22 protein-coding genes are annotated in these 21,749 nt (G+C 58.7%); 17 read left to right on the top strand and 5 right to left on the bottom strand.

All coding sequences use genetic code 11. The annotated features are described in order from the left end of the window. Positions 1–104 precede the first annotated feature (104 nt). From ACR0AL_RS09965 to smpB, 10 genes are all read left to right on the top strand, one after another. Positions 105–1,472: an MFS transporter gene (locus ACR0AL_RS09965; protein ID WP_480662848.1), complete on the top strand. Its 1,368-nt coding sequence runs from the start codon at positions 105–107 to the stop codon at positions 1,470–1,472. Next, the gene (gene mepA, locus ACR0AL_RS09960) at positions 1,469–2,332 is read left to right on the top strand and encodes a penicillin-insensitive murein endopeptidase (RefSeq protein WP_170376310.1); all 864 of its coding nucleotides are present in this window, start codon (positions 1,469–1,471) and stop codon (positions 2,330–2,332) included. Before ACR0AL_RS09965 ends, mepA begins: the two co-directional genes overlap by 4 nt. Then, positions 2,305–3,186, top strand: a complete 882-nt coding sequence (locus ACR0AL_RS09955) for an esterase-like activity of phytase family protein (protein ID WP_480662846.1) — start codon at positions 2,305–2,307, stop codon at positions 3,184–3,186. Before mepA ends, ACR0AL_RS09955 begins: the two co-directional genes overlap by 28 nt. A 93-nt stretch (positions 3,187–3,279) precedes the next feature. Then, a complete protein-coding gene (locus tag ACR0AL_RS09950) occupies positions 3,280–3,924 on the top strand; it encodes a queuosine precursor transporter (protein WP_480662844.1) in 645 nt (214 codons plus the stop codon). Between the two features lie 263 nt (positions 3,925–4,187). Then, positions 4,188–4,607: an alternative ribosome rescue aminoacyl-tRNA hydrolase ArfB gene (gene arfB / locus ACR0AL_RS09945; protein WP_170360851.1), complete on the top strand. Its 420-nt coding sequence runs from the start codon at positions 4,188–4,190 to the stop codon at positions 4,605–4,607. Positions 4,608–4,661: 54 nt separating this feature from the next. Then, positions 4,662–5,408, top strand: a complete 747-nt coding sequence (locus tag ACR0AL_RS09940) for an SDR family oxidoreductase (protein ID WP_170360849.1) — start codon at positions 4,662–4,664, stop codon at positions 5,406–5,408. Positions 5,409–5,417: 9 nt separating this feature from the next. Beyond that, positions 5,418–6,434 carry a P1 family peptidase gene (locus ACR0AL_RS09935; RefSeq protein WP_170360847.1) on the top strand — a complete coding sequence of 339 codons (1,017 nt, stop codon included), beginning with the start codon at positions 5,418–5,420 and terminating at the stop codon, positions 6,432–6,434. A 112-nt stretch (positions 6,435–6,546) separates the two neighbouring features. Continuing rightward, positions 6,547–6,960 carry a c-type cytochrome gene (locus tag ACR0AL_RS09930; RefSeq protein WP_170349719.1) on the top strand — a complete coding sequence of 138 codons (414 nt, stop codon included), beginning with the start codon at positions 6,547–6,549 and terminating at the stop codon, positions 6,958–6,960. A 207-nt stretch (positions 6,961–7,167) separates the two neighbouring features. Beyond that, on the top strand, positions 7,168–7,710 hold the full coding sequence (idi, locus tag ACR0AL_RS09925) for an isopentenyl-diphosphate Delta-isomerase (RefSeq protein ID WP_170349720.1): 543 nt from the start codon (positions 7,168–7,170) through the stop codon (positions 7,708–7,710). Between the two features lie 47 nt (positions 7,711–7,757). Next, positions 7,758–8,234 (top strand): SsrA-binding protein SmpB, encoded by a 477-nt coding sequence (gene smpB, locus ACR0AL_RS09920; RefSeq protein ID WP_170360845.1) that lies wholly within the window; start codon positions 7,758–7,760, stop codon positions 8,232–8,234. Here smpB and glpK read toward each other — a convergent pair. The 3 genes from glpK to panB all read right to left on the bottom strand — a co-directional run bounded on the left by glpK (position 8,231) and on the right by panB (position 11,456). Next, positions 8,231–9,709 (bottom strand): glycerol kinase GlpK, encoded by a 1,479-nt coding sequence (gene glpK, locus ACR0AL_RS09915; RefSeq protein ID WP_425081326.1) that lies wholly within the window; start codon positions 9,707–9,709, stop codon positions 8,231–8,233. The two genes, smpB and glpK, sit on opposite strands and share 4 nt — an antisense overlap. A 68-nt stretch (positions 9,710–9,777) precedes the next feature. Continuing rightward, a complete protein-coding gene (gene panC, locus ACR0AL_RS09910) occupies positions 9,778–10,620 on the bottom strand; it encodes a pantoate--beta-alanine ligase (RefSeq protein WP_480662841.1) in 843 nt (280 codons plus the stop codon). Continuing rightward, positions 10,617–11,456: a 3-methyl-2-oxobutanoate hydroxymethyltransferase gene (gene panB, locus ACR0AL_RS09905; RefSeq protein ID WP_170396649.1), complete on the bottom strand. Its 840-nt coding sequence runs from the start codon at positions 11,454–11,456 to the stop codon at positions 10,617–10,619. Before panB ends, panC begins: the two co-directional genes overlap by 4 nt. Before the next feature lie 171 nt (positions 11,457–11,627). On the opposite strand from panB, the gene ACR0AL_RS09900 reads away from it, so the two are divergent. Genes ACR0AL_RS09900 through ACR0AL_RS09875 form a run of 6 tightly spaced genes read left to right on the top strand, consistent with a single transcriptional unit; the run spans position 11,628 to position 19,116 of the window. Then, positions 11,628–13,115 carry an ABC transporter substrate-binding protein gene (locus ACR0AL_RS09900; RefSeq protein ID WP_480662839.1) on the top strand — a complete coding sequence of 496 codons (1,488 nt, stop codon included), beginning with the start codon at positions 11,628–11,630 and terminating at the stop codon, positions 13,113–13,115. Between the two features lie 55 nt (positions 13,116–13,170). After that, positions 13,171–14,238, top strand: coding sequence for a ligand-gated ion channel (locus ACR0AL_RS09895; protein WP_170349726.1), 1,068 nt, complete (start codon positions 13,171–13,173; stop codon positions 14,236–14,238). A 40-nt stretch (positions 14,239–14,278) separates the two neighbouring features. Then, a complete protein-coding gene (locus tag ACR0AL_RS09890) occupies positions 14,279–15,226 on the top strand; it encodes an ABC transporter permease (protein WP_480662837.1) in 948 nt (315 codons plus the stop codon). Then, positions 15,223–16,038, top strand: coding sequence for an ABC transporter permease (locus tag ACR0AL_RS09885; protein WP_480662835.1), 816 nt, complete (start codon positions 15,223–15,225; stop codon positions 16,036–16,038). The genes ACR0AL_RS09890 and ACR0AL_RS09885 overlap by 4 nt, the downstream gene beginning before the upstream one ends. Then, entirely contained in the window at positions 16,035–17,633 is a 1,599-nt protein-coding gene (locus ACR0AL_RS09880) for an ABC transporter ATP-binding protein (RefSeq protein WP_480658538.1), read from the top strand. The genes ACR0AL_RS09885 and ACR0AL_RS09880 overlap by 4 nt, the downstream gene beginning before the upstream one ends. 31 nt (positions 17,634–17,664) lie before the next feature. Beyond that, positions 17,665–19,116: an aldehyde dehydrogenase family protein gene (locus ACR0AL_RS09875; RefSeq protein ID WP_480662833.1), complete on the top strand. Its 1,452-nt coding sequence runs from the start codon at positions 17,665–17,667 to the stop codon at positions 19,114–19,116. 3 nt (positions 19,117–19,119) lie between these two features. Here ACR0AL_RS09875 and pncB read toward each other — a convergent pair whose 3' ends face one another. Then, complete coding sequence (pncB, locus tag ACR0AL_RS09870; protein ID WP_480662831.1) at positions 19,120–20,412, bottom strand: nicotinate phosphoribosyltransferase; 1,293 nt, start codon at positions 20,410–20,412, stop codon at positions 19,120–19,122. A gap of 166 nt (positions 20,413–20,578) precedes the next feature. Here pncB and ACR0AL_RS09865 point away from each other — a divergent pair, with 166 nt between their 5' ends. After that, positions 20,579–21,112, top strand: a complete 534-nt coding sequence (locus tag ACR0AL_RS09865) for a hypothetical protein (RefSeq protein WP_170349732.1) — start codon at positions 20,579–20,581, stop codon at positions 21,110–21,112. Here the strand turns inward: ACR0AL_RS09865 and pncA are convergent. Next, on the bottom strand, positions 21,109–21,702 hold the full coding sequence (pncA, locus tag ACR0AL_RS09860; RefSeq protein ID WP_170349733.1) for a bifunctional nicotinamidase/pyrazinamidase: 594 nt from the start codon (positions 21,700–21,702) through the stop codon (positions 21,109–21,111). The genes ACR0AL_RS09865 and pncA overlap by 4 nt on opposite strands. Positions 21,703–21,749: the final 47 nt, after the last annotated feature.

Below are 21,749 nucleotides of genomic sequence, written 5' to 3'. Positions count from 1 at the left end.
AGAGGTAAGCGCCCCCGCGACAAAGAGCAAGCCCGCGCCAACACAACGCTTGCGAATTGGGTTAAAGCCCCGTCTTATGAATGCAACAATAAACAGGGGCAGTTATGGCAGAGATTTCCAAGCGCAAGCGCATTTGGGGTTGGTGGTTTTTCGACTGGGCCAGTCAACCATATCACACCCTTCTGGTCACCTTTGTGTTCGGCCCCTATTTCGCCGGGGTTGCGGCGGGGTATTTTTCAGGAACCGGGTTGGATGCCGAGGCTGCGGCCGCGCGGGCGCAGACGGTTTGGGCCAATTGCCTGACCATCACCGGGTTGATCATCGCCTTTGGCGCGCCGTTGCTGGGTGCGATGGCGGATGTGTCGGGGCGGCGCATTCCGTGGATCTTTGCCTTTTCGGCGATGTACGCGGTGGGATCTGCCGCGCTTTGGTACACGCTGCCCGATGGCTCGAACATGTGGCTGATGCTGTCGGCCTTTGGGCTGGGTTTTGTCGGCGCGGAGTATGCGCTGATCTTCATCAACTCTCAGCTGCCTGATCTGGGCGATGACAATGAAGTGGGCGAAATTTCGGGTTCGGGCTTTGCGTTTGGTTATTTCGGCGGGTTGATTTCATTGGCGATCATGCTGTTGCTGTTCGTCGAACAGCCCAACGGCAAGACACTGATTGGGATGGACCCGATGTTCGGGCTGGATGCGGCGAGCCAGCAGGGCACGCGGTTCGTCGGTCCCTTTACCGCCGGTTGGTTCATCCTGTTCATGGTGCCCTATTTCCTTTGGGTGCGTGATGACCCGGACAGTAACAAGACTGGCAGCCTGCGTGAGGCATTGCGACTGCTGGGCAAATCCATCTCAGACTTGCGGCACCGGGTCAGTCTGGCGACCTATCTGGGTTCATCCATGTTCTACCGCGATGCGCTGAACGGGCTGTACAGTTTCGGCGGTGTCTATGCACGGCTGGTATTGGAATGGGGGCTGATCAAGATCGGAGTGTTCGGGATTGTCAGCGTTCTGGCCTCGGCCATCTTTGCGTGGGTCGGTGGCAAGATGGATAAGAAATACGGTCCTAAACCAGTTATTCTGGTCGCGATCTGGGTGCTGATCTTTGTCTGCATAACTGTGGTGTCGATGGATCGGACGCAGATTTACGGCATCTCCTTTCCCGAAGGGTCAAGCCTGCCGGATCTGGTGTTCTTTGGCTGCGGAGTTCTGATCGGCGGTATGGGCGGTATCCTGCAATCGGCCAGCCGATCCATGATGGTGCGCCATACCGACCCAAAAACGCCAGTCGAAAGCTTTGGCCTTTACGGCCTGTCCGGCCGCGCGACATCTTTTGCCGCGCCTTTGCTAATCGGGATTGCCACAACTGTTACGGGCAGTGCGCGGTTGGGGGTGTCACCGATCATTCTGTTGTTTATTCTGGGCCTGTTCCTAATGCGCTGGGTTAAACCGGAAGGGGATCAGAGCAGATGATTTTACTACGTTTTTTAGCAATAATCGCCGCGATGACATTGGCAGGAGCAGCCGGGGCGCAGCCCTTGGCCAAGCAATTGTTCGGGGCGCAAAAGCAAAGTTCACAGCAAAAACCGGCCGCGTTCGGCAGTTATTCGCGCGGATGTGCGGCGGGGTCGGTGCAACTGCCCGAAACGGGGCCGACATGGCAAGCCATGCGCCTGTCGCGTAATCGCAACTGGGGCCACCCGGAGGCGGTGGATTACGTACAGGACCTCAGCAAGTTTGCGGCCCGGCAACCGGGGTGGAATGGTCTCTATATAGGGGATATCAGCCAACCGCGTGGTGGTCCGATGACTTCTGGTCATCGCAGCCACCAGTTGGGGTTGGACATTGATATCTGGATGCTGCCCGGCGACAACATGCGGCTGTCGCGCAAAGCGCGCGAGAATATTTCGTCGATTTCCCTGCGCCGCGCCAACGGGGCCTATGTGAATGGCAATTGGACGGCACAGCACCACGCCGTGCTGCGTGAGGCGGCAAAGGACAAGCGCGTGGCGCGGATTTTCGTCTTTCCCGGCGCCAAGGTTCAGATGTGCAATGATGAGAAAGGCAACAAGGCCTATCTGCGCAAGATCAGGCCATGGTGGGGGCATCATTATCATTTCCACGTGCGTCTGAAATGCCCCAAGGGCTCGCGCGGCTGTGTCAATCAGGACGCGCCGCCCAAAGGTGATGGGTGTGCCGAGGCGCAGCAATGGGTGCGCAACATCCTCAACCCGCCGCCCCCTGACCCGAACGCGCCTGCGCCGAAGAAACGCCGCGAGTATGTTCTGACCGATTTGCCCCAGCAATGTGCCGCAGTCTTGCAGTCCAACTGATTGCTACTTTGCTGGCGGGTGCGGTTTGGGCGGTCGAGGTCAAGACGGCCACATACTTAAACAGCTTTGTCTGGCGCCACCCGGCGGAATGGTTTGGTGGGTTTTCGGCCCTGTATATCTCGGACAACGGTCGGCATATGCTTGCGCTTAGTGACCGGTCGGTTCTTGTCCGCGCGACCATTGCGCGGGACGAGGATGACATTACAGGGGTCCGGATCACCGGGAACTGGCCGGTTCTCTCTAGCACAGGACGGCCCCTATCCGGCGAAGCAGGGGATTCCGAGGGCATTGCGGTCGCACCGGACGGTAGCCATTACATCTCATTTGAGTCAGTGCATCGCGTTGCCCGGTACGCGACCCCCGACGCCGAAGCGCGGGTGCTGCCGCGCCCAAAGGCGTTTGAAAATCTGAAACTGAATGGGTCGTTCGAAGCCTTGGCAATCGACAATCAGGGGTGGCTGTATACCCTTCCCGAAAGAAGCCGGACCGAAGCAGGCGACATCCCCGTTTATCGCTGGGACGGGCAGGGTTGGTCGACCCCTTTCGTGTTGCCACAGCGGGGCAAATTCTTGCCTGTATCTGCCGATTTTGGTCCAGATGGTCGGTTCTATTTATTGGAACGAGCCCTGTCCCTGACAGGGTTCCGCACCCGCCTGCGGCGGTGGCAGATCACAGAGGATTCAGTCGGTGCCGAAGAAAACCTGTTTACGACCGGCACAGGCACGCATGATAACCTCGAAGGGTTGTCGGTTTGGCGCGATGATCAGGGGCGGTTGCGCGCCACGATGATCTCGGACGACAACTTTCTGGTCCTTCAGCGCACTGAACTGGTGGAGTATCTGCTACCGGATTGACACATCCCAACCAAAGGTCTAAACGCACGGCTTGCCTTGGGACGGTCCCTTGGCCAAGTCGCCGCTACCTTGTCAAAACGGGCATCTGAAAACATGCAACGCGCTTATATACCCGGCATTATTGCCATGGCCGCCATTGTTGTGGCCTCGAACATTCTGGTTCAGTTCCTGATTTTTGACGGGCTGCTGACCTGGGGTGCTTTTACCTATCCGCTGGCCTTTCTGGTCACCGACATCATGAACCGCGTCTATGGCGTGGCCACGGCCCGCAAGGTGGTGTTCGCCGGGTTTGTCACCGGCATCATCTGTTCGCTGATCGGCAGCCAGATCATGCTGCAAGGTGACGGATTTACCTATGCCGCCGTGCCGCTGCGGATCGCTGTTGCCTCGGGAACGGCGTTTCTGATTGCACAGCTGACTGATGTCACCGTGTTCAATTCGCTTCGCGGTGGTCGCTGGTGGCGCGCGCCGCTGGTGTCGACTTTGGTTGGCTCGGCGCTGGACACCGCGCTGTTTTTCACCATCGCATTCTCAGCTTCGATCACGGTTTTCGGTGCCAATGCTGATGCGGCGATCAACTGGGCGTGGGAGCCTGTGCCCTTCATGTTGACTGGTCCGATGGTGCCCCTGTGGGTGACGCTGGCCTTTGCTGACTGGCTGGTGAAGTTGTCGCTGGCGATGATTGCGCTGATCCCGTTCAAGGTGATCGTTGCGCGGTTGACCGCGCAGCCTGCGTAAAAAAGTGCTTTGAGAATGGCGCATCTTGTGTCAGGCTCAAAGCTAACCGCAACAGATAGAAAAGGAGGTGATCCAGTGTCGAGAAAGAGATTGGAGAGAGGTGTCGGAACAACCGGGGGGATCGCCTGTTAGGGCAGCCCTTGGCGGAGCGCTCGCTCCGGCTGGTCGATTGATCTAACCGACCCAACCTCCTGTACTTTCGAAGGGCCGTCCCGCCGGGGCGGCCCTTTTTGTTTCTGCTTGTGCCGGATAAGGTCCACTTCATGTTGCGCATCACCGACGATATCACCCTGCAGGACTGGGAAATGACCGAGAGCTTTGTCCGCTCGTCCGGTCCCGGTGGTCAGAACGTGAACAAGGTCTCGACCGCAGTTGAGCTGCGGTTCGAGGCTGCGCGCTCGCCCTCCTTGCCCGATCCGGTCAAAAACAGGCTGAAACGGTTGGCCGGGCGGCGCTGGACCAAAGATGGCGCGATCATCATTCAATGCGAAGAAACCCGCAGCCAAGCCCGCAACCGCGAGATTGCCCGCGCCCGTCTGGCTGAACTGATTGTCCGCGCGCTGGTGAAACCCAAGCGGCGGATTGCGACGAAACCCACCTATGGCTCGGTCAAGCGGCGGCTGGCGGCCAAAAAAGCGCGCTCGGATGTGAAGGCGCTGCGCGGCAAGGTCGCAGAAGATTGAACTGGCAGTTTCACGGTGCCTTGCTAGTTTGATAGGGCAAGGGAGAGCAAGATCATGAGGTTAGAGGGGAAAACCGCGATTGTAACCGGTGGCGCGTCTGGCTTTGGTGCCGGGATCGTGCAGAAATTCCTGTCCGAAGGCGCGCGGGTCATGATTGCCGATATCAATGGTGACGCGGCCGAGGTTCAGGCAAATCAGCTTGGGCCGAATGCGATTGCTCAGATGGTCGACGTGGCGAATGCAGTCTCGGTGCAGGCCATGGCGGATATGGCGATGGATCGGTTCGGGCAATTGGATATTCTGGTGAACAATGCCGGTGTCACGCATCTGCCGACGCCGCTAGAGGATGTCACCGAAGAGGAATTTGACCGCGTCTTCAACGTGAACATGAAATCGGTCTATCTGACCGCACGGGCGCTGGTGCCAGCGATGAAAGCGCGCGGGGCGGGTGCGATCCTGAACGTGGCCTCGACCGCGGGGCTGTCGCCACGTCCGAACCTGAATTGGTACAACGCGTCCAAGGGCTGGATGATCACTGCCACCAAGACAATGGCGGTGGAACTTGCGCCCTCGGGCGTGCGGGTGAACGCGCTGTGTCCGGTGGCCGGGGAAACACCACTGCTGAAATCCTTCATGGGAGAAGATACGCCTGAAATGCGCGCCAAGTTCCTGTCGACCATCCCGCTGGGGCGTTTCTCGACCCCCGACGACATGGCCAACGCCGCCTGTTTCCTGTGTTCGGACGAGGCGAGCATGATCACCGGCGCTGCATTGGAGGTCGACGGTGGCCGTTGTATCTGAGGTCCATCCATGATCCCCGGACCCCGTAACCTGATCACCGATGTCCCTGGCCTGAGGGTCGGAAATGCGCAGGACGCTGCGTTGAAATCGGGAACAACTGTCCTGACGGCAGATCAGGCCTTTACCGCCTCGGTTCACGTGATGGGGGGCGCACCGGGAACGCGGGAAACCGATCTGCTGGCGCCGGATAAATCGGTCTCGCAAGTGGATGCAATTACTTTGTCCGGTGGGTCGGCCTTTGGGTTGGATGCCTGTTCTGGCGTCTCGGATGCATTGCGGTCGCGGGGCAGGGGGTATCCGGTGGGCGATACTGTGGTGCCCATTGTGCCGGGCGCGATCCTGTTTGATTTGTTGAACGGCGGAGACAAGGATTGGGTTCAAAACCCCTATCGCGCGCTGGGACAGGCGGCCTTTGACGACGCAGATGTGGCTTTTGCGTTAGGCACAGCGGGGGCCGGAACCGGCGCTTTGGCGGCGCGGCACAAGGGGGGGCTCGGGTCCGCCTCATTGGTTCTGGACAATGGGGTGACCGTCGGTGCCCTGGTTGCGGCCAACCCGCTGGGCAGTGTGACAACACCCGGCGACCGCCATTTCTGGGCAGCGCCGTTCGAGTTTGGAGACGAATTTGGCGGTTTAGGATCTGATTCAAGTGCTGGTCTTGGCTTTCCTGCTCCCAGCCTCAAGGCGCAGGCGATGCGACTTGCCGAGCCGGATAAGGGCAACACGACAATCGCTATTGTGGCCACGGATGCTGCCTTGTCGAAATCGCAGTGCCAGCGACTGGCAGTGGCAGCACATGATGGCATTGCCCGCGCCATTCTGCCGGCACACACACCAGGGGACGGAGATCTGGTCTTTGCGGTCAGCACTGGCGCGCAGACCATCGACGCCGAAGCCGGCTTGGGGCTGATCGGACATGCGGCCTCGGTCTGTCTGGCACGAGCTATTGCGCGGGCTATTTATCTGGCGACCCCGGCAGCGGGCGATCTATTGCCCTGTTGGACCGCACCACATGACAAAAGTTAAGGACTGTCTTTATGCCGCAGGGCACATTACCCTCGCGCGGCAATCTGCGCGTTGACTCTTTTTTGCGCCGAAGGTCCATTCGGTGCAGCCAATTCGTATCGGAGCAAAACTCATGAATCGTATCCTCGCTACCGCAATTGTCGGCCTGCTGGCCCTTCCTGCCTATGCGGAAGGTGACGCCGAGGCCGGCAAAAAGGCCTTCAATAAATGCAAATCCTGCCATCAGATCGCTGACCCGGCCGGTGAAGTCATCGTCAAGGGCGGTAAGACCGGTCCGAACCTATACGGTATCGCGGGCCGCACCGCGGGTACCGTTGAAGGGTTCAAATACGGAGACAGCATCGTTGAGGCTGGTGAAAACGGTCTGGTCTGGGATGAAGCCACCTTTGTCGAATACGCGCAGGATCCCAAGGCGTTTTTGAAAGATTACCTGGGTGAGACATCGGCCAAGTCGAAAATGACCTTCAAGTTGAAGAAGGGCGGCGAAGACGTCTATGCCTATATCGTCAGTGTCTCGGGCGAATAACGTCTGAAAAACCAGACCATTCGAACGATTGCAAAAGGCCGCAGCCCCTGCGGCCTTTCGTGCGATTGATAACAGCTTGGATCAAGGTCACCTTGGGGATACGCGGTTCATCATGCCCTTGCATGACTTCGCAAAGCCAAGCCGGTCCGGCGGCAGCCAATTCCATACATCCCGCCGCCCTGGCGGATCGGCAGCAGGAGACGACAGATGGGAATCATGATCCCGGCCTGGGTTGATGGTGAATTGACCCCCGTGGACAAGCTTGAGGCGCATGAAAAGGGCCTGCGGCACAAGGCAGTGTCGGTCTTTGTCGTGCGCGGCACCGAGATCTTGATGCAACGCCGGGCTTTGGGCAAATACCATACGCCGGGCCTGTGGGCGAATACCTGCTGCACCCATCCCGATTGGGGCGAGACGCCCTCGGAATGTGCCGTGCGTCGTTTGCGCGAAGAGCTGGGGATCACCGGCTTGTACCCGGAATACCGGCACCGGCTGGAATATCACGCCGATGTTGGCAACAACATGATCGAACACGAAGTGGTCGATATCTTTCTGGCTCATGTTCGTGGGCCGCTTAAAATCGAGCCTAATCCAGACGAAGTCATGGATATCCGGTGGATCGACTACCATGATCTGCTGGCTGAAGTGCAACGACATCCGCAGCGGTTCACGCCGTGGCTGAAGATCTATCTGCACAGTCACGCCGACACGATTTTCGGTCCTGATCTGATCATCTCGGCCACGTCCTGACCGCAACGGCTTGCAAGGGCCGCCCAAGCCGCCTAAATCAACGCGTCATGGCCAAGCAAAAGACAGACCCGAATTACAAAGTTATCGCCGAAAACCGGCGTGCGCGCTTCGATTACGCGATCGAGGACGATATCGAGTGCGGCATCGTGCTGGAAGGGTCCGAGGTCAAATCCCTGCGCGTTGGTGGGTCAAACATTGCCGAAAGCTATGCTTCGGTCGAGGATGGCGAGCTGTGGCTGATCAACAGCTATATCGCGCCTTATGAGCAGGCGAAGGTTTTCAAGCACGAAGAACGCCGCCGCCGCAAGCTGCTGGTGTCGCGCAAAGAGCTGTCGAATCTGTGGAATGCCACCCAGCGCAAGGGCATGACGCTGGTGCCGCTGGTTTTGTATTTCAACCACAAGGGCCGGGCGAAGCTGAAGATCGGCATCGCCAAAGGTAAAAAGCTGCACGACAAGCGTGAGACTCAGGCCAAGCGGGACTGGTCACGGCAGAAACAGCGGCTGATGAAGGATCACAGCTAGAAGGCCATCGCGGCCTCAACCGCGCGTTTCCAGCGATCATATGCGGCGTCGCGTTCTTGGGCGGACAATTCCGGCTCAAACCGACGATCCAGTGCCCAGGTTTCGGAAAAACCCTGTTGGTCCGGATAAACACCGGCGCGCATGCCGGCCAGCCAGGCCGCCCCTAATGCGGTGGTTTCCTGCATCACCGGGCGGTCGACCTCGGCCCCCAGATAGTCCGACAACCCCTGCATCGCCCAGTCCGAGGCGCTGGCACCGCCATCCACGCGCAGGGTGACATCGGTGTCCGCGCCCCAGTCGCCCTGCATGGCGTGCCACAGATCGCGGGTTTGATAGGCGATGCTTTCCAGCGTGGCCTTGGCGAACTCCGCGCGGCCGGAATTGCGGGTCAGGCCAAACACCGCGCCACGGCAGTCGGGCTTCCAATAGGGCGCGCCGAGGCCGGTAAAGGCAGGTACCAGCACCACATGCTGGTTTGGATCGGCTTTTTGGGCAAGTTCACCACTTTCCGGGGCGCTCTCAATGATCTGCAACGCATCGCGTAGCCATTGCACAGCGGCCCCGGCCACAAAGATCGACCCCTCCAGCGCATAGGTGCGCTTGCCGTCCAACTGATAGGCAATCGTCGTCAGCAGGCGATTTTTGGATTCAACCGGTTTGTCCCCGGTATTCAGCAGGGCAAAACACCCCGTACCGTAGGTCGATTTCATCATGCCGGGTTGAAAACAGGCCTGCCCGATGGTTGCGGCCTGCTGATCTCCCGCCACGCCCAGAATTGGGATATCCCCCCCGAATAGGGTCGTATTTCCGAAGTCCGAGGCACAATCATGCACCTCTGGCAGCATGTTCATCGGTACGTCCAGCAGGTCGCAAATTTCGGCACTCCACTCGCCTTTGTTGATGTCGAACAACAGGGTGCGTGCGGCATTGGTCGCGTCGGTGGCGTGGCTGCGCCCCTCGGTCAGACGCCAGATCAGGAAACAGTCGATGGTGCCGAACATCAGCTCTCCGACCTCAGCCCGTTCGCGCGCGCCGGGCACAGTATCCAGCAGCCATTTGACCTTGGTGCCCGAGAAATAGGGGTCCAGCAGCAGCCCGGTCTGAGCGGTCACGTCATCTTCGCACCCCGCCCGTTTATAGCGCGCGCAAATCTCGGCGGTGCGGCGGTCCTGCCAGACGATGGCGTTGTGGAGTGGTTGACCGGTGGTGCGGTCCCAGACCACAGTGGTTTCGCGCTGGTTGGTGATGCCGATGCCTGCGATCTGGTCGGCGGTGACGCCGGTGGAGTCCATCACTTCGCGGCAGACGCGCAGAACGCTCTCCCAGATTTCTTCGGCGTCGTGCTCGACCCAGCCTTCCTGCGGGAAATGCTGGGTGAATTCGTGCTGCGCGGTGCCTACGCGCTGCATATCCGCGTCGAACAAAATGGCCCGCGATGATGTGGTGCCCTGATCAATGGCAAGAATATAGGTCACGCCTGCGCCCTCCTCCGGTCTGGTTTTGCCGGACTTTAGCGCAAACAATGACGATCGTGCCAGAGCGTTCAGACAGGAATATTGTCGATCAGCCGCACGCCATCCGCCCAAGCCGCCGCAAACAGCCGAGCGGGTCGTGTGGCATGGGTCAGCGGGTCCAGTGTGTCGGCGCAGCGCAGTTGAATATATTCAACTTGAGTGAAGCCTGCCGCCAGCAGATCAGACTCGGCCCGCGCGGCCACAGTTTCAAACGCGGCCCCTGCTTTCAGCGACTGGACCACACCCTGCATGATCCGGTGCTTGTTGGCCGCAATGTTCAACCCCTCGGGCGAGAGGAGGAGGTTGCGCGATGACATCGCCAACCCCGAGGGTTCGCGCACCGTGGGGCAGCCGATCACCTCGATGGGGATGTCCAGATCGCGGGCCATGCGGCGGACGATCATCAATTGTTGATAGTCTTTTTCCCCGAAATAGGCTCGATCTGCCTGCGTTTGCAGGAACAGCTTAGCGACAACAGTGGCAACGCCATCAAAATGGCCGGGGCGGAATTCACCCTCCATCACATCGGTCAAACCGGCGACTGATACGGTGGTGGCAAAGCCCTGCGGATAGATCTCCTCGGGATCGGGGACATAGATCGCGTCGACACCGTAAGGGGCCAGTTTCTGCGCATCTTCGTTCTCGGTCCGCGGGTAATTGGCCAGATCGTCGGGGTTGTTGAACTGTTTGGGGTTCACAAAAACCGTAACGATCACCCGGTCGGTTCCGGCCTTCGCGGCCTCGGCCAATGAAAGATGCCCCTGATGTAGCGCGCCCATGGTGGGGACGACACCGATCGTTTCGCCGTTGCCGCGCCATTTGGTCGTCAGCGCGCGCAAATCACTTAGGCGGCGCAGAATGGGTGCGGTCATGTCTTAGGTCCTTTGGACGGAGCCTGATCGGCAAAGACATGTTCATCCGCTGGAAAGCTGCGGGCGCGCACATCGGAGGCATATTCCGCGATGGCGGCCTCGGCTTGCGGACCAAGTTCGGCATAGCGTTTGACAAATTTCGGTTTGAACGCGGTGAAAAAGCCCACCATGTCGTCCACGACCAGAATCTGCCCATCACATCCGGCTGAGGCGCCAATGCCGATGGTCGGAATCGCGACCTCGGCGGTGATCTGATCAGCCAGGCCTTGCGGTACCTTCTCAAGCACAACGGAAAATGCACCAGCCTCGGCCACCGCATGGGCATCGGCCAACACCGCCTTCGCCTGTTCGTCGCGACCCTGCACCTTGTAGCCGCCCAGCGTGTTGATCGATTGTGGCGTCAGGCCGATATGCGCCATCACCGGGATACCGCGCTTGACCAGAAAGCGGATGGTCTCGGCCATTTCCACGCCGCCTTCCAGCTTGACCGCGCCTGCGCCGGTTTCGGCCATCAGGCGAGCGGCATTCTTGAAGGCATGGGCCGGGTCGTGTTCGTAACTGGCAAAGGGCATATCGATAACCATCATCGCCCTGTCCAGACCGCGCGCAACGGCCTGACCATGCATCACCATCATCTCCATCGTCACACCCAGGGTCGAGGTCAGCCCATGCAGCACCATGCCGACGCTGTCGCCGACCAGAACAAAGTCGCAATGGGCATCCATCAGCCGTGCCATCGGTGTGGTATAGGCAGTCAAACTGACCAATGGTGTGCTGCCTTTGCGGGCGCGGATATCCTCGGCATTCGGGGCTGTTTTGCGGGCGGTGGCGCTCATGATCGCTCCTGCGGGGTTCATGTTGCAGTGCGGCATAGCAGATTGCACAAGGTTATAGAAACCCCGGTTGCGCGAACATTTCCTTGATTGACCCGAGGTTTAAAGGGACATTGAGTGCAGAAAAGCCTGTAAAACAGCCGGTTCCAAGGATTCAAACAGGGAGAGTTTTTCATGACAAAGCAGATGTTTCGGAGTATTGCGTCGGCTCTGGCGGTGGGCGCCAGCCTGTTTGCCTCGCAGGCTTTGGCCAAATCGGACATTACGATTGCGATGCAGTTGGAGCCGCCACACCTGGACCCGACCAGCGCCGCCGCGCAGGCCATTGATTCGGTGGTTTACACAAATATCTTCGAGGGTCTGACCCGCTTTATGGGTGACGGCTCGGTCGTGCCCGGCCTGGCCGAAAGCTGGGAAATTTCCGAGGACGGTACTGTCTATACATTCAAGCTGCGCGACGGGGTGACCTTTCATGACGGCACCGTCATGGATGCCGAGGACGTCAAATTCAGCCTCGACCGCGCCACGGCCGAAGACAGTGCCAATGCGCAAAAGGCGCTGTTTGCAGGCATCGAAAGCGTTGAGATTGTGGACCCGCTGACCGTAAAGGTCACCCTGTCCGAGCCGAACGGCAATTTTCTGTTCAACATGGCTTGGGGGGATGCGGTGATCGTCGCGCCCGAAAGCATCGACAACATCAAGACCAACCCGGTGGGGACCGGTGCCTTTACCTTTGGTGACTGGGTGCAGGGCGATAGCATCACGCTAAACCGGAACCCCAACTATTGGGGCGAACAACCTGCGTTAGAGACTGCTACGTTCAAATTCATCTCGGACCCCACTGCCGCCTTTGCTGCGGTGATGGCCGAAGATGTGGACGTCTTCGACAACTTCCCCGCACCCGAAAACCTGCCTCAATTCGAGGCTGACCCGCGTTTTCAGGTGCTGGTGGGGTCGACCGAGGGGGAAACCATCCTGTCGACCAACAACAAGAAACCCCCGTTTGATGATATCCGCGTGCGGCAGGCGCTGGCCCATGCCATCGACCGGCAGGCGGTCATTGACGGTGCGATGTTCGGCTATGGCACGCCCATCGGCACTCATTTCGCACCGCACAACCCTGCCTATGTCGATCTGACCGGCACCTCGGCCCATGACCCGAAACAGGCCGCCAAACTGCTGGCCGATGCGGGGTATGAAGAGGGGTTCGAGACCACCCTGCACCTGCCGCCGCCCTCTTATGCCCGACGCGGAGGCGAGATCATCGCCGCGCAACTGGCCGAGGTTGGCATCAAGGCCGAGATCATCAATGTGGAATGGGCGCAGTGGCTGGAATCTGTGTTCAAGGGTAAGGATTACGGACTGACCATCATCAGCCATACTGAGCCAATGGATATCGGCATCTATGCCCGCCCCGACTATTATTTCCAGTATGACAGTCTGGATGCCCAGACGTTGATGGAGACATTGAACGCGACCACCGATCCGGAGGAGCGTAAAAAGCTGTTGGGCGATATGCAGCGCCTGATCGCCACGGACTATGTCAACGGCTACTTGTTCCAATTGGCCAAGCTGGGGGTTGCCAAGGCCGGTGTTCAGGGCCTGTGGAAGAACGCGCCAACAGCTGCCATCGACCTGACCCAGATCAGTTGGTCCGAATAATCTGATCCGGGGCTGTATCCGGCCCCGGATTGCCTGTTCCCGAATGAGCCCGAAAATGAACCTGGTCCGATTTTTGTGTTTTGTTGCTGTGACTGCCTGCTTCTGTGTGCTGGGCGACAAGTCGCAGGCGCAAAACGTGCTGGATGGCGGGCTTGCGGCGTTGGTTGGCACGCCGGAAAACCCGCTGAAGGTGGGGATCGGTATCCGGATAGATCAGGTCACCAGCGTAGATCAAAAGGCAGAGAACTATGGTGCCGTTGTCGTTCTGCGTGTCGAATGGACCGACCCGGCCCTGGCCTTCGACCGCGAAGAGGTCGGCCGCGAGTTTCAGGTTTTCAATCCGAGGACGCTGGCCAAACATACCTCGGATATTGGGGCGGTGGTTCCGGCCTTTGTCATTCACAACCAGCAATCCAACAAATGGATACACGAAGCCGCGGCCTCGCTGCACTATGACGGGCATGTGGTCTATGTCGAGAAATCCTCGCTGACATTGCAGGCCCCGCATTTCGACTTCCGCAAGTACCCGTTCGACACGCAGGAGTTCTTTTTCGAGGTCGTTTCAATCTTTCCATCTGAATACGTGACTTACTATCCGCTGGAAGATCACTCCGGCCTGGGTGATCTGCTTGGCGAGGAAGAATGGATACTGGACAACCCACAGATTCTGCATTCAACGGTCATCGGCCTGTCTGGTCGGGACAGCGATCAGGTGGCGCTGGCGTTCGAAGGAAAGCGGCACCTGACCTATTATGTGATCCGGGTGTTCCTGCCGATGCTGGTTCTGGTCTCGGTGGGCTGGGCACTGTTTTTCCTCGACGAATACCGCCGCCGGATCGAGATTGCCGGGGGCAATCTGCTGGTCTTCGTGGCCTTCAACTGGGCGATTTCGGCCGATCTGCCCAAGCTGGGGTATCTGACCTTTCTGGATTTCATCCTTCAATGCATGTTCCTGATGACGGGGGCGCTGATCGTGTTCAACGTGGCCTTGCGCAAACTGAAAGTGTCCGGGCGTGAGGATGGGGCCAGAAAACTGGACAATTACGCAATCAAGTGGATTTACCCGCTGGGCTATGCAGCCATCGTCGCTTACGCGGTTTTTGCCTATCTGTTGGTGCCTTAGGTGCTGGACCCGCGCGATATGTGATCCTAACGTGGCTTCAATGCTGCGCTTTGCCCTCAAACGACTGATATCTTTGCTGATCAGCCTTGTGGTTGCTTCAGTGGTTATCTTCGCCGTGATCGAAGTGGCGCCGGGTGATCCGGCCTCGTTCATGCTGGGCGTCAACGCGCAAGAGGACACGCTGGCCGCATTGCGGACCGAGCTGGGATTGGACGGGTCCAAGATCCAACGATATTTCAACTGGGTTGGCGGCATGGTGGTGGGGGATTTCGGGACCTCTTACACGTATCGCACACCGGTGTCGCAGATGATTGCGGATCGGTTGTGGGTGTCCTTGCCGCTGGCGCTTTATGCACTGACCTTATCGACCCTGATTGCCTTCCCTGCCGGGATTTACGCCGCCGCCCGCCGAGGTAAGCCGGGGGATCTGACGGTGATGGGGGCGACGCAGCTGGGCATCGCGGTGCCGAATTTCTGGTTCGCGATGATGCTGGTGCTGATCTTTGCCATCAACCTTCGCTGGTTCAACGCCGGAGGTTTTGCGGGTTGGGACAAAGGCGTCTGGACCGGCCTGCATTCTCTGACATTGCCAGCCATTGCGCTGGCCTTGCCGCAGGCGGCGATCTTGGCGCGGGTCATGCGGTCTTCGCTGCTGGATATACTGGGCGAAGATTTCATGCGCACTGCCCGCGCCAAGGGATTGTCACGCCGTCAAGCAATGTGGCGGCACGGTGTGCGCAACGCGCTTATCCCGGTTCTGACCATCATCGGGCTGCAGTTCTCGTTTCTGTTGGCGGGGTCGATCATCATCGAGCAGGTGTTTTATCTGCCCGGACTCGGGCGGCTGGTGTTTCAGGCGATCTCGGCCCGCGATTTGGTCGTGGTGGAATCGGTGGTCATGCTGCTTGTCTTTGCTGTCATCACCGTGAACTTTCTGGTCGATCTCGCTTATGCCGCCGTGGACCCAAGGTTGAGAGGTCGGTCATGAGCCGCAACCTGCTTCTTGGTTCAGTATTGTCCTCGTTGGTCTTGCTGGCGGCGCTGATGTCCTTTGTCTGGACGCCGTATGATTATGCGGCGCTGGATATCCCCAACAAGCTGGAGCCGCCTAATGCACAGCATTGGTTCGGCACAGATCATTTCGGGCGTGACATGTTCTCGATGATCATGGTGGGGGCTCGTACGTCCATCGCGGTGGCATTGGTGGCGGTGGGGATCGGTATGGCGCTGGGCGTACCGCTGGGCCTGACGGCGGCAGCGCGTAAAGGATCATGGCTGGATGAGGTGATCATGCGCGGCAACGATTTGGTCTTTGCCTTCCCCTCGCTAGTCATCGCCATTCTGATCACAGCGGTGTTCGGAGCAGGCGCGATCAACGCGATCATCGCGATCGGTGTTTTCAACATTCCCGTCTTCGCCCGCATCACCCGTGGCGCGGCCTTGTCCCTATGGGAACGCGAGTTCATTCTGGCCGCGCGTGTCGCGGGCAAAGGCGCGGCGCGGATATCAGCAGAGCATATTCTGCCCAATGTTGCGAACCTGCTGATCGTTCAGGGGACCATCCAGTTCTCGCTGGGTATCCTAGCTGAGGCGGGCTTGTCTTATGTCGGTCTGGGTGCGCAGCCGCCCACACCCAGTTGGGGTCGAATGCTGGCTGATGCGCAGACAATGGTCAGTTTTGCCCCGCATTTGGCTCTGATTCCGGGGCTGGCAATTATTGTCACTGTGCTGGGACTGAACCTGTTAGGCGATGGGTTGCGCGATTGGCTTGATCCCAGAATTCGAGTCGCGCGCGCATGAGCTTGCTGGAGATCGAAAACCTTTCTCTGACCATCCATGAGACCGAGATTCTGAAGCGGGTCAGCTTGTGTATTGGTGCCGGACAAATTGTTGCCGTGACCGGTGAAAGTGGCTCGGGCAAGTCGATGACCGCGCTGGCCGTGATGCAATTGCTGCCAAATGGCGCAAAGACAGAAGGTGCGATCTGGCTGGGACGTCAGAATCTGCTGAAACGGTCTGAACGCGAAATGTGCGCCCTGCGCGGGGCCAAAATTGGGATGGTGTTTCAGGAACCCATGACCGCCTTGAACCCGGTCAAAACCATTGGCGATCAGGTGATCGAAACCATTCTGGTCCACAAGGCCATGTCGCGCACCAAGGTGCGGGCCCGCGCACACGAGGTTCTGAGCCGCGTTGGCCTGCCACCTGACCGTTTCCCGCTGTCGCGATATCCGCATGAACTGTCCGGCGGTCAACGGCAGCGTGTGGTAATCGCCATGGCAATCGCACTGCGCCCCAAATTGTTGATCGCGGATGAGCCGACAACCGCGCTGGATGTGACGACACAGGCGCAGATACTCGACCTGCTCAAAGGGCTGGCGCGCGAATATGGCATGGGGCTGCTGATGATCACGCACGATCTGGCGGTGGTGGCAGACATGGCCAACCAGATCGTCGTGATGCGCCATGGAGAGGTGGTCGAAAGCGGTGCAACCACTGACCTGCTGCACAATATGCAGCACCCCTATACGAAGATGCTGTTTCAGGCCTCGAGGCATCAGGTTTCACTACCTGACCCGCCCGAGTCCCTGCCATTGCTAGAGGTGAGAAATGTGGTGCGCGACTATAGCTTGCCGCGAAAAGGTCTGTTCAGCAGGCCGGATCACCACCGCGCGGTCGATGAAGTCAGCTTTACCCTGCACCGGGGTGAGCGGTTGGGCCTGGTCGGAGAATCTGGTTGTGGAAAATCGACCCTAACACGGGCAATTTTGGGTTTGGAGGACGTGCAGAGCGGTGAAATTTTACTGGACAACCAGCCTGTCTTTGCCGGTCACAAGCCGAACCCCGTTGTGCGACGTAAGATGCAGGTGGTGTTTCAGGACCCCTATGGCAGTTTCAACCCGCGCCACCGCGTCGCCCGCCTGATCACCGAGCCGTTTCACCCGTTGGACAACCCGCCCACCGGCACAGAGCGGCAAGACCGTATCGCCGAAATGCTGACCGCCGTGGGCCTCAGCCCGGATGATGCGAACAAATACATCCATGAATTCTCGGGCGGGCAACGACAGCGGATTGCCATTGCCCGCGCCTTGATCATTCGCCCCGAACTGATCGTGTTTGATGAGGCGGTCTCGGCCTTGGATGTATCGGTCCGGGCGCAGATTCTGGACCTGCTGGCCGAACTGTGCGCCACATACAATCTGACCTATCTGTTCATCAGCCACGACCTAAGCGTTGTGCGCACGATCACCGACCGGGTGATGGTGATGCAGGCAGGCAGAATTGTTGAGCAGGGTGAGACCGAACAGGTATTCTCTTCCCCGCGGCACGCTTACACTCGGACCCTGATCGATGCCGCACCGGTCTTGCCCGGTATCGGTGCAAATGTCGCGTAATTCCTTTGTTAGAGTCGATATGGAGGCCAAAATGCCCAATTCTCTCTGGTTCAACCCCGGCCTTTGCCTGATCGGCGGCGATTGGGTCGCGCCTGCTTCACAGCAGACGATTTCGATGATTAATCCGTCTGACGGATCCGAGATCTGCCGGATTGCCCGCGCGAATGCCCCAGATATAGATGCCGCTGTGCAGGCCGCCCAAACGGCGTTGGATGGGGATTGGGGGCGAAAGACGGCGTTGGAGCGCGGCCGCGTCCTGACCCGACTTGGCCAACTGGTTTTGGAACGCGTAGAGGACTTGGCGCAGCTTGAGGCGATGGATGTAGGAAAACCGCTGACACAGGCCCGTGCGGATGCCGTGGCGTTGGCGCGGTACTGCGAATTCTACGGCGGCGCGGCGGACAAGGTGATGGGCGAGACGATCCCCTATCTGGACGGCTACACCGTGTACACGCTGCGCGAACCGCACGGAGTGACCGGGCATATAGTGCCGTGGAACTACCCGATGCAGATCATTGGCCGCTCTGTCGGGGCAGCTTTGGCGATGGGCAACGCCTGCGTGCTAAAGCCAGCGGAAGAGGCGTGTTTAACCGCGCTTGCCTTTGCCCATCTGGCGCAACAGGCGGGCCTACCTGCCGGAGCGCTGAACGTGGTGCCGGGGTTAGGGGCCGAGGCCGGGGCGGCATTGTCAGCGCATCCAGGCATGCAGCATATTTCATTCACAGGGTCAGTTGCCACCGGCGCGCTGGTTCAACAGGCGGCGGGGCGCAACGTGGTGCCAGTGACGCTGGAACTGGGCGGTAAATCGCCCCAGCTGGTATTTGACGATGCCGATCTTGATACCGCACTGCCGTTTCTGGTGAACGCGGGTATTCAGAATGCCGGGCAGACCTGCTCGGCCTCGTCCCGTATTCTGGTGCAGCGTGGGGTGTATGAGCAGGTCAAAACCCGCATGGCAACCGCCTATGCCGATCTGACTGTTGGTCCAGCACCCGAAGATTTGCGGGTCGGCCCCCTGATCTCGGCCCGTCAGAAACAGATCGTCGAGGGGTTTTTAGCCAAAGGCGCCGACCTCAACATCGCAGGACAAGGGCGTATCGTAGATCATGCCCCCGGCGAGGGGGCATATGTGCAGCCAACCCTTTTTGCCGATGTCCCGTCAGATCACCTTCTGGCTCGGGATGAAATTTTTGGACCGGTGCAGGTTCTGATCCCCTTTGAAACCGAGGAGGAGGCGGTTCAGATCGCCAACGCCACCGAATACGGGTTGGTTGCCAGCATCTGGACCCGCGACGGTGCGCGGCAGATGCGGTTGGCGAAACAGCTGCGTTCAGGACAGGTGTTCATCAACAATTATGGTGCGGGGGGCGGGGTAGAGTTGCCGTTTGGCGGTGTCGGCAAGTCCGGTCATGGCCGCGAAAAGGGGTTCGAGGCGCTGTTTGGGTTCTCGCAGGTGAAAACAGTAGCGGCTTACCATGGTTAGGGTCTAAACAATCACTTCGATCGACTGTTGTGCACCCACACCGAAGACGCGCTTATAGCGCTCGATCTCATCCTTTGGGCCCATCGCTTTTTCCGGGTTGTCGGACAGTTTCACGGTTGGTCGGCCATTGGCGGACACCGCCTTGCAGACCAGCGAGAACGGTGCCAGTGCGTCATTCGGGACAAGTCCACGGAAATCATTGGTCAGCAAGGTGCCCCAACCAAACGAGACCTTCGTGCGATGAGCGAACTGGCTGTGTAGTTCGTGGATTTTGTCCACGTCCAGCCCGTCCGAGAAGATTACCCGCTTTTGCAGCGGGTCCTCACCGCGCGATTTCCACCAGTTGATGGCAATCTCGGCACCTGTCGCCGGATCTCCGCTGTCGACACGAATACCGGTCCATCCCGCCAACCAATCCGGCGCATTGTCCAGAAAGCCCTGCGTGCCATAGGTGTCGGGCAGGATGATGCGCAGATTGCCGTCATGTTCCTCGTGCCAGTCGCTGAGGACGTCATAGGGGGCCTGCGCCAGTTCGGTGTCGGATTCCGCCAGCGCGGAATAGACCATGGGCAGTTCATGGGCATTGGTGCCGATCGCCTCAACCTCGCGTCGCATCGCGATCAGGCAGTTCGAGGTGCCGGTAAACGCGGGCCCCAGCCCTTCGATCATCGCCTGCACGCACCAGTCCTGCCACAGGAAGGAATGCCGCCGACGGGTGCCGAAATCAGCAATGCCCAGCCCATCGATGCTGCGCAATTGATCGATTTTTTCCCAAACGCGGGTCATGGCACGGGCATAAAGCACCTGCAGTTCGAACCGGCGCATATTGTTTAGAACGGCGCGGGATCGCAGCTCCATCAATACCGCAAGCGCCGGGATTTCCCACAGCATGACCTCGTGCCACTTGCCCTCGAAGGTCAGTTCATACTGATCGCCTTTGCGCTCAAGGTGGTATGGCGGCAGGCGCAGATTCTCGAACCATTCCATAAAATCCGAGCGGAACATCTGCCGTTTCCCATAGAACATATTGCCACGCAGCCAGGTGCTTTCACCCCGGCTGAGGCTAAGAGACCGGATATGATCCAGCTGTTCGCGCAGCTCACCCTCATCGATCAATTTGGCCAGTGGAATGTGATTCGACCGGTTGATCAGCGAAAAAACCACATCCGTTTGGGGCTTATTTCGAAACACTGACTGGCACATCAGCAGTTTGTAGAAGTCTGTGTCGATTAAAGACCGGACAATCGGGTCAATCTTCCATTTATGATTGTACACGCGCGTCGCAATATCGACCATGGCAGAACTCCTGCGATTTCTGTTGTTAGATCAATAGGTGCATGAATTGGCAAGAGTCGCTAGATTGAAGACAATGACAAGGTGAGGTCACAAATCGAGCATATTGTGTAATCTTTTCATTGGTTAGTGAAAAGAAGGGGTTGGAAGAACAAGGTTTAGTTGGTGAATGGGTCTCGAGTACGACTTTGATATTGTAGCGATTGCGCCTGATGAAGTGGATCCGGAACATGGCATGGCTGCCGTGACGGGCCACCGCGCCGTTCGCGCGACCTTTCGCAATACTCAGACTGTTGAGGCCCTGCACAGTGCATCCCCCAAGATTCGTCGTATTTTTCTGGAATCGGGCTTCAGCCTGGAATCCAAGGGTGGCAGCCTTCCACATGGTTATTTCCTGTCCGAAGATGCACCGGATCGTGAACGCATCCTGAAACGGCTGTTTTCGAATATCCGCAATATGGGTGTTCAGGGGGAATATTGTGGTGATTTCGACTTTTGGCATTTCCTGGACGACGTAAGGCGGGCACGCCCCCGGGCAAATGCCACGCGCGAGTTGCAGGAATTGACGCCAAGCCCTCAAGCGCCTGATGTGGTCAAACCAAAACGACGCTCGGTTCAGGGGCGTATCGGGTTTGCGCTTGGTCTGGCCGTGGTTGTGATTGTCGTGCTGAGATACCTGGCGTCCGAGGGGTCTGCCCCCTAGGCCAGGATAACGCCGGCTTCCCGCATTGCGGTTTCAGCAGCGGCCAGTGATCCATCCATATCGATAGCTCGGCACGCATCCATTCGGACCGTGACGTCAAAACCCAGACGTGCTGCGTCGATTGCGGAATAGTACACACAAAAATCAGTGGCCAAGCCGACGAGCGTCAGTTTCGTGATTCCGCGCGACTTAAGATACCCCTCCAACCCTGTTGGTGTTTTCTGGTCATTTTCGAAAAACGCCGAGTAGCTGTCGATACCGCTACGAAAGCCCTTGCGAAGGACAAGATCGGCATGGGTGTTCAGATCCGGATGGAAATTGGCGCCCTCGGTTCCCTGAACGCAGTGATCCGGCCAAAGTACCTGCGGGCCGTAGTGCATTTCCGTCATGTCAAACGGGTTCTTGTCGTCATGCGACCCGGCGAAGGACGAATGACCCGCCGGATGCCAGTCCTGCGTCAGGATCACGGCATCGAATTCGTCCATCATGGCGTTGATCGGGGCCACGATCTCATCCCCTCCGGGTACGGCCAGCGCGCCGCCGGGGCAGAAATCGTTCTGGACGTCGATCACAAGCAGGGCGTGGGTCATCGCGGTTTCTCCTCAGGTTGCTCTATCGGTAGGGCGCGCAGGCCCAA

Source organism: Ruegeria sp. BB1, from assembly GCF_056539465.1.
Note: the sequence above shows the minus strand (reverse complement) of the source record. Positions and strands in the feature narration are given on the sequence as shown.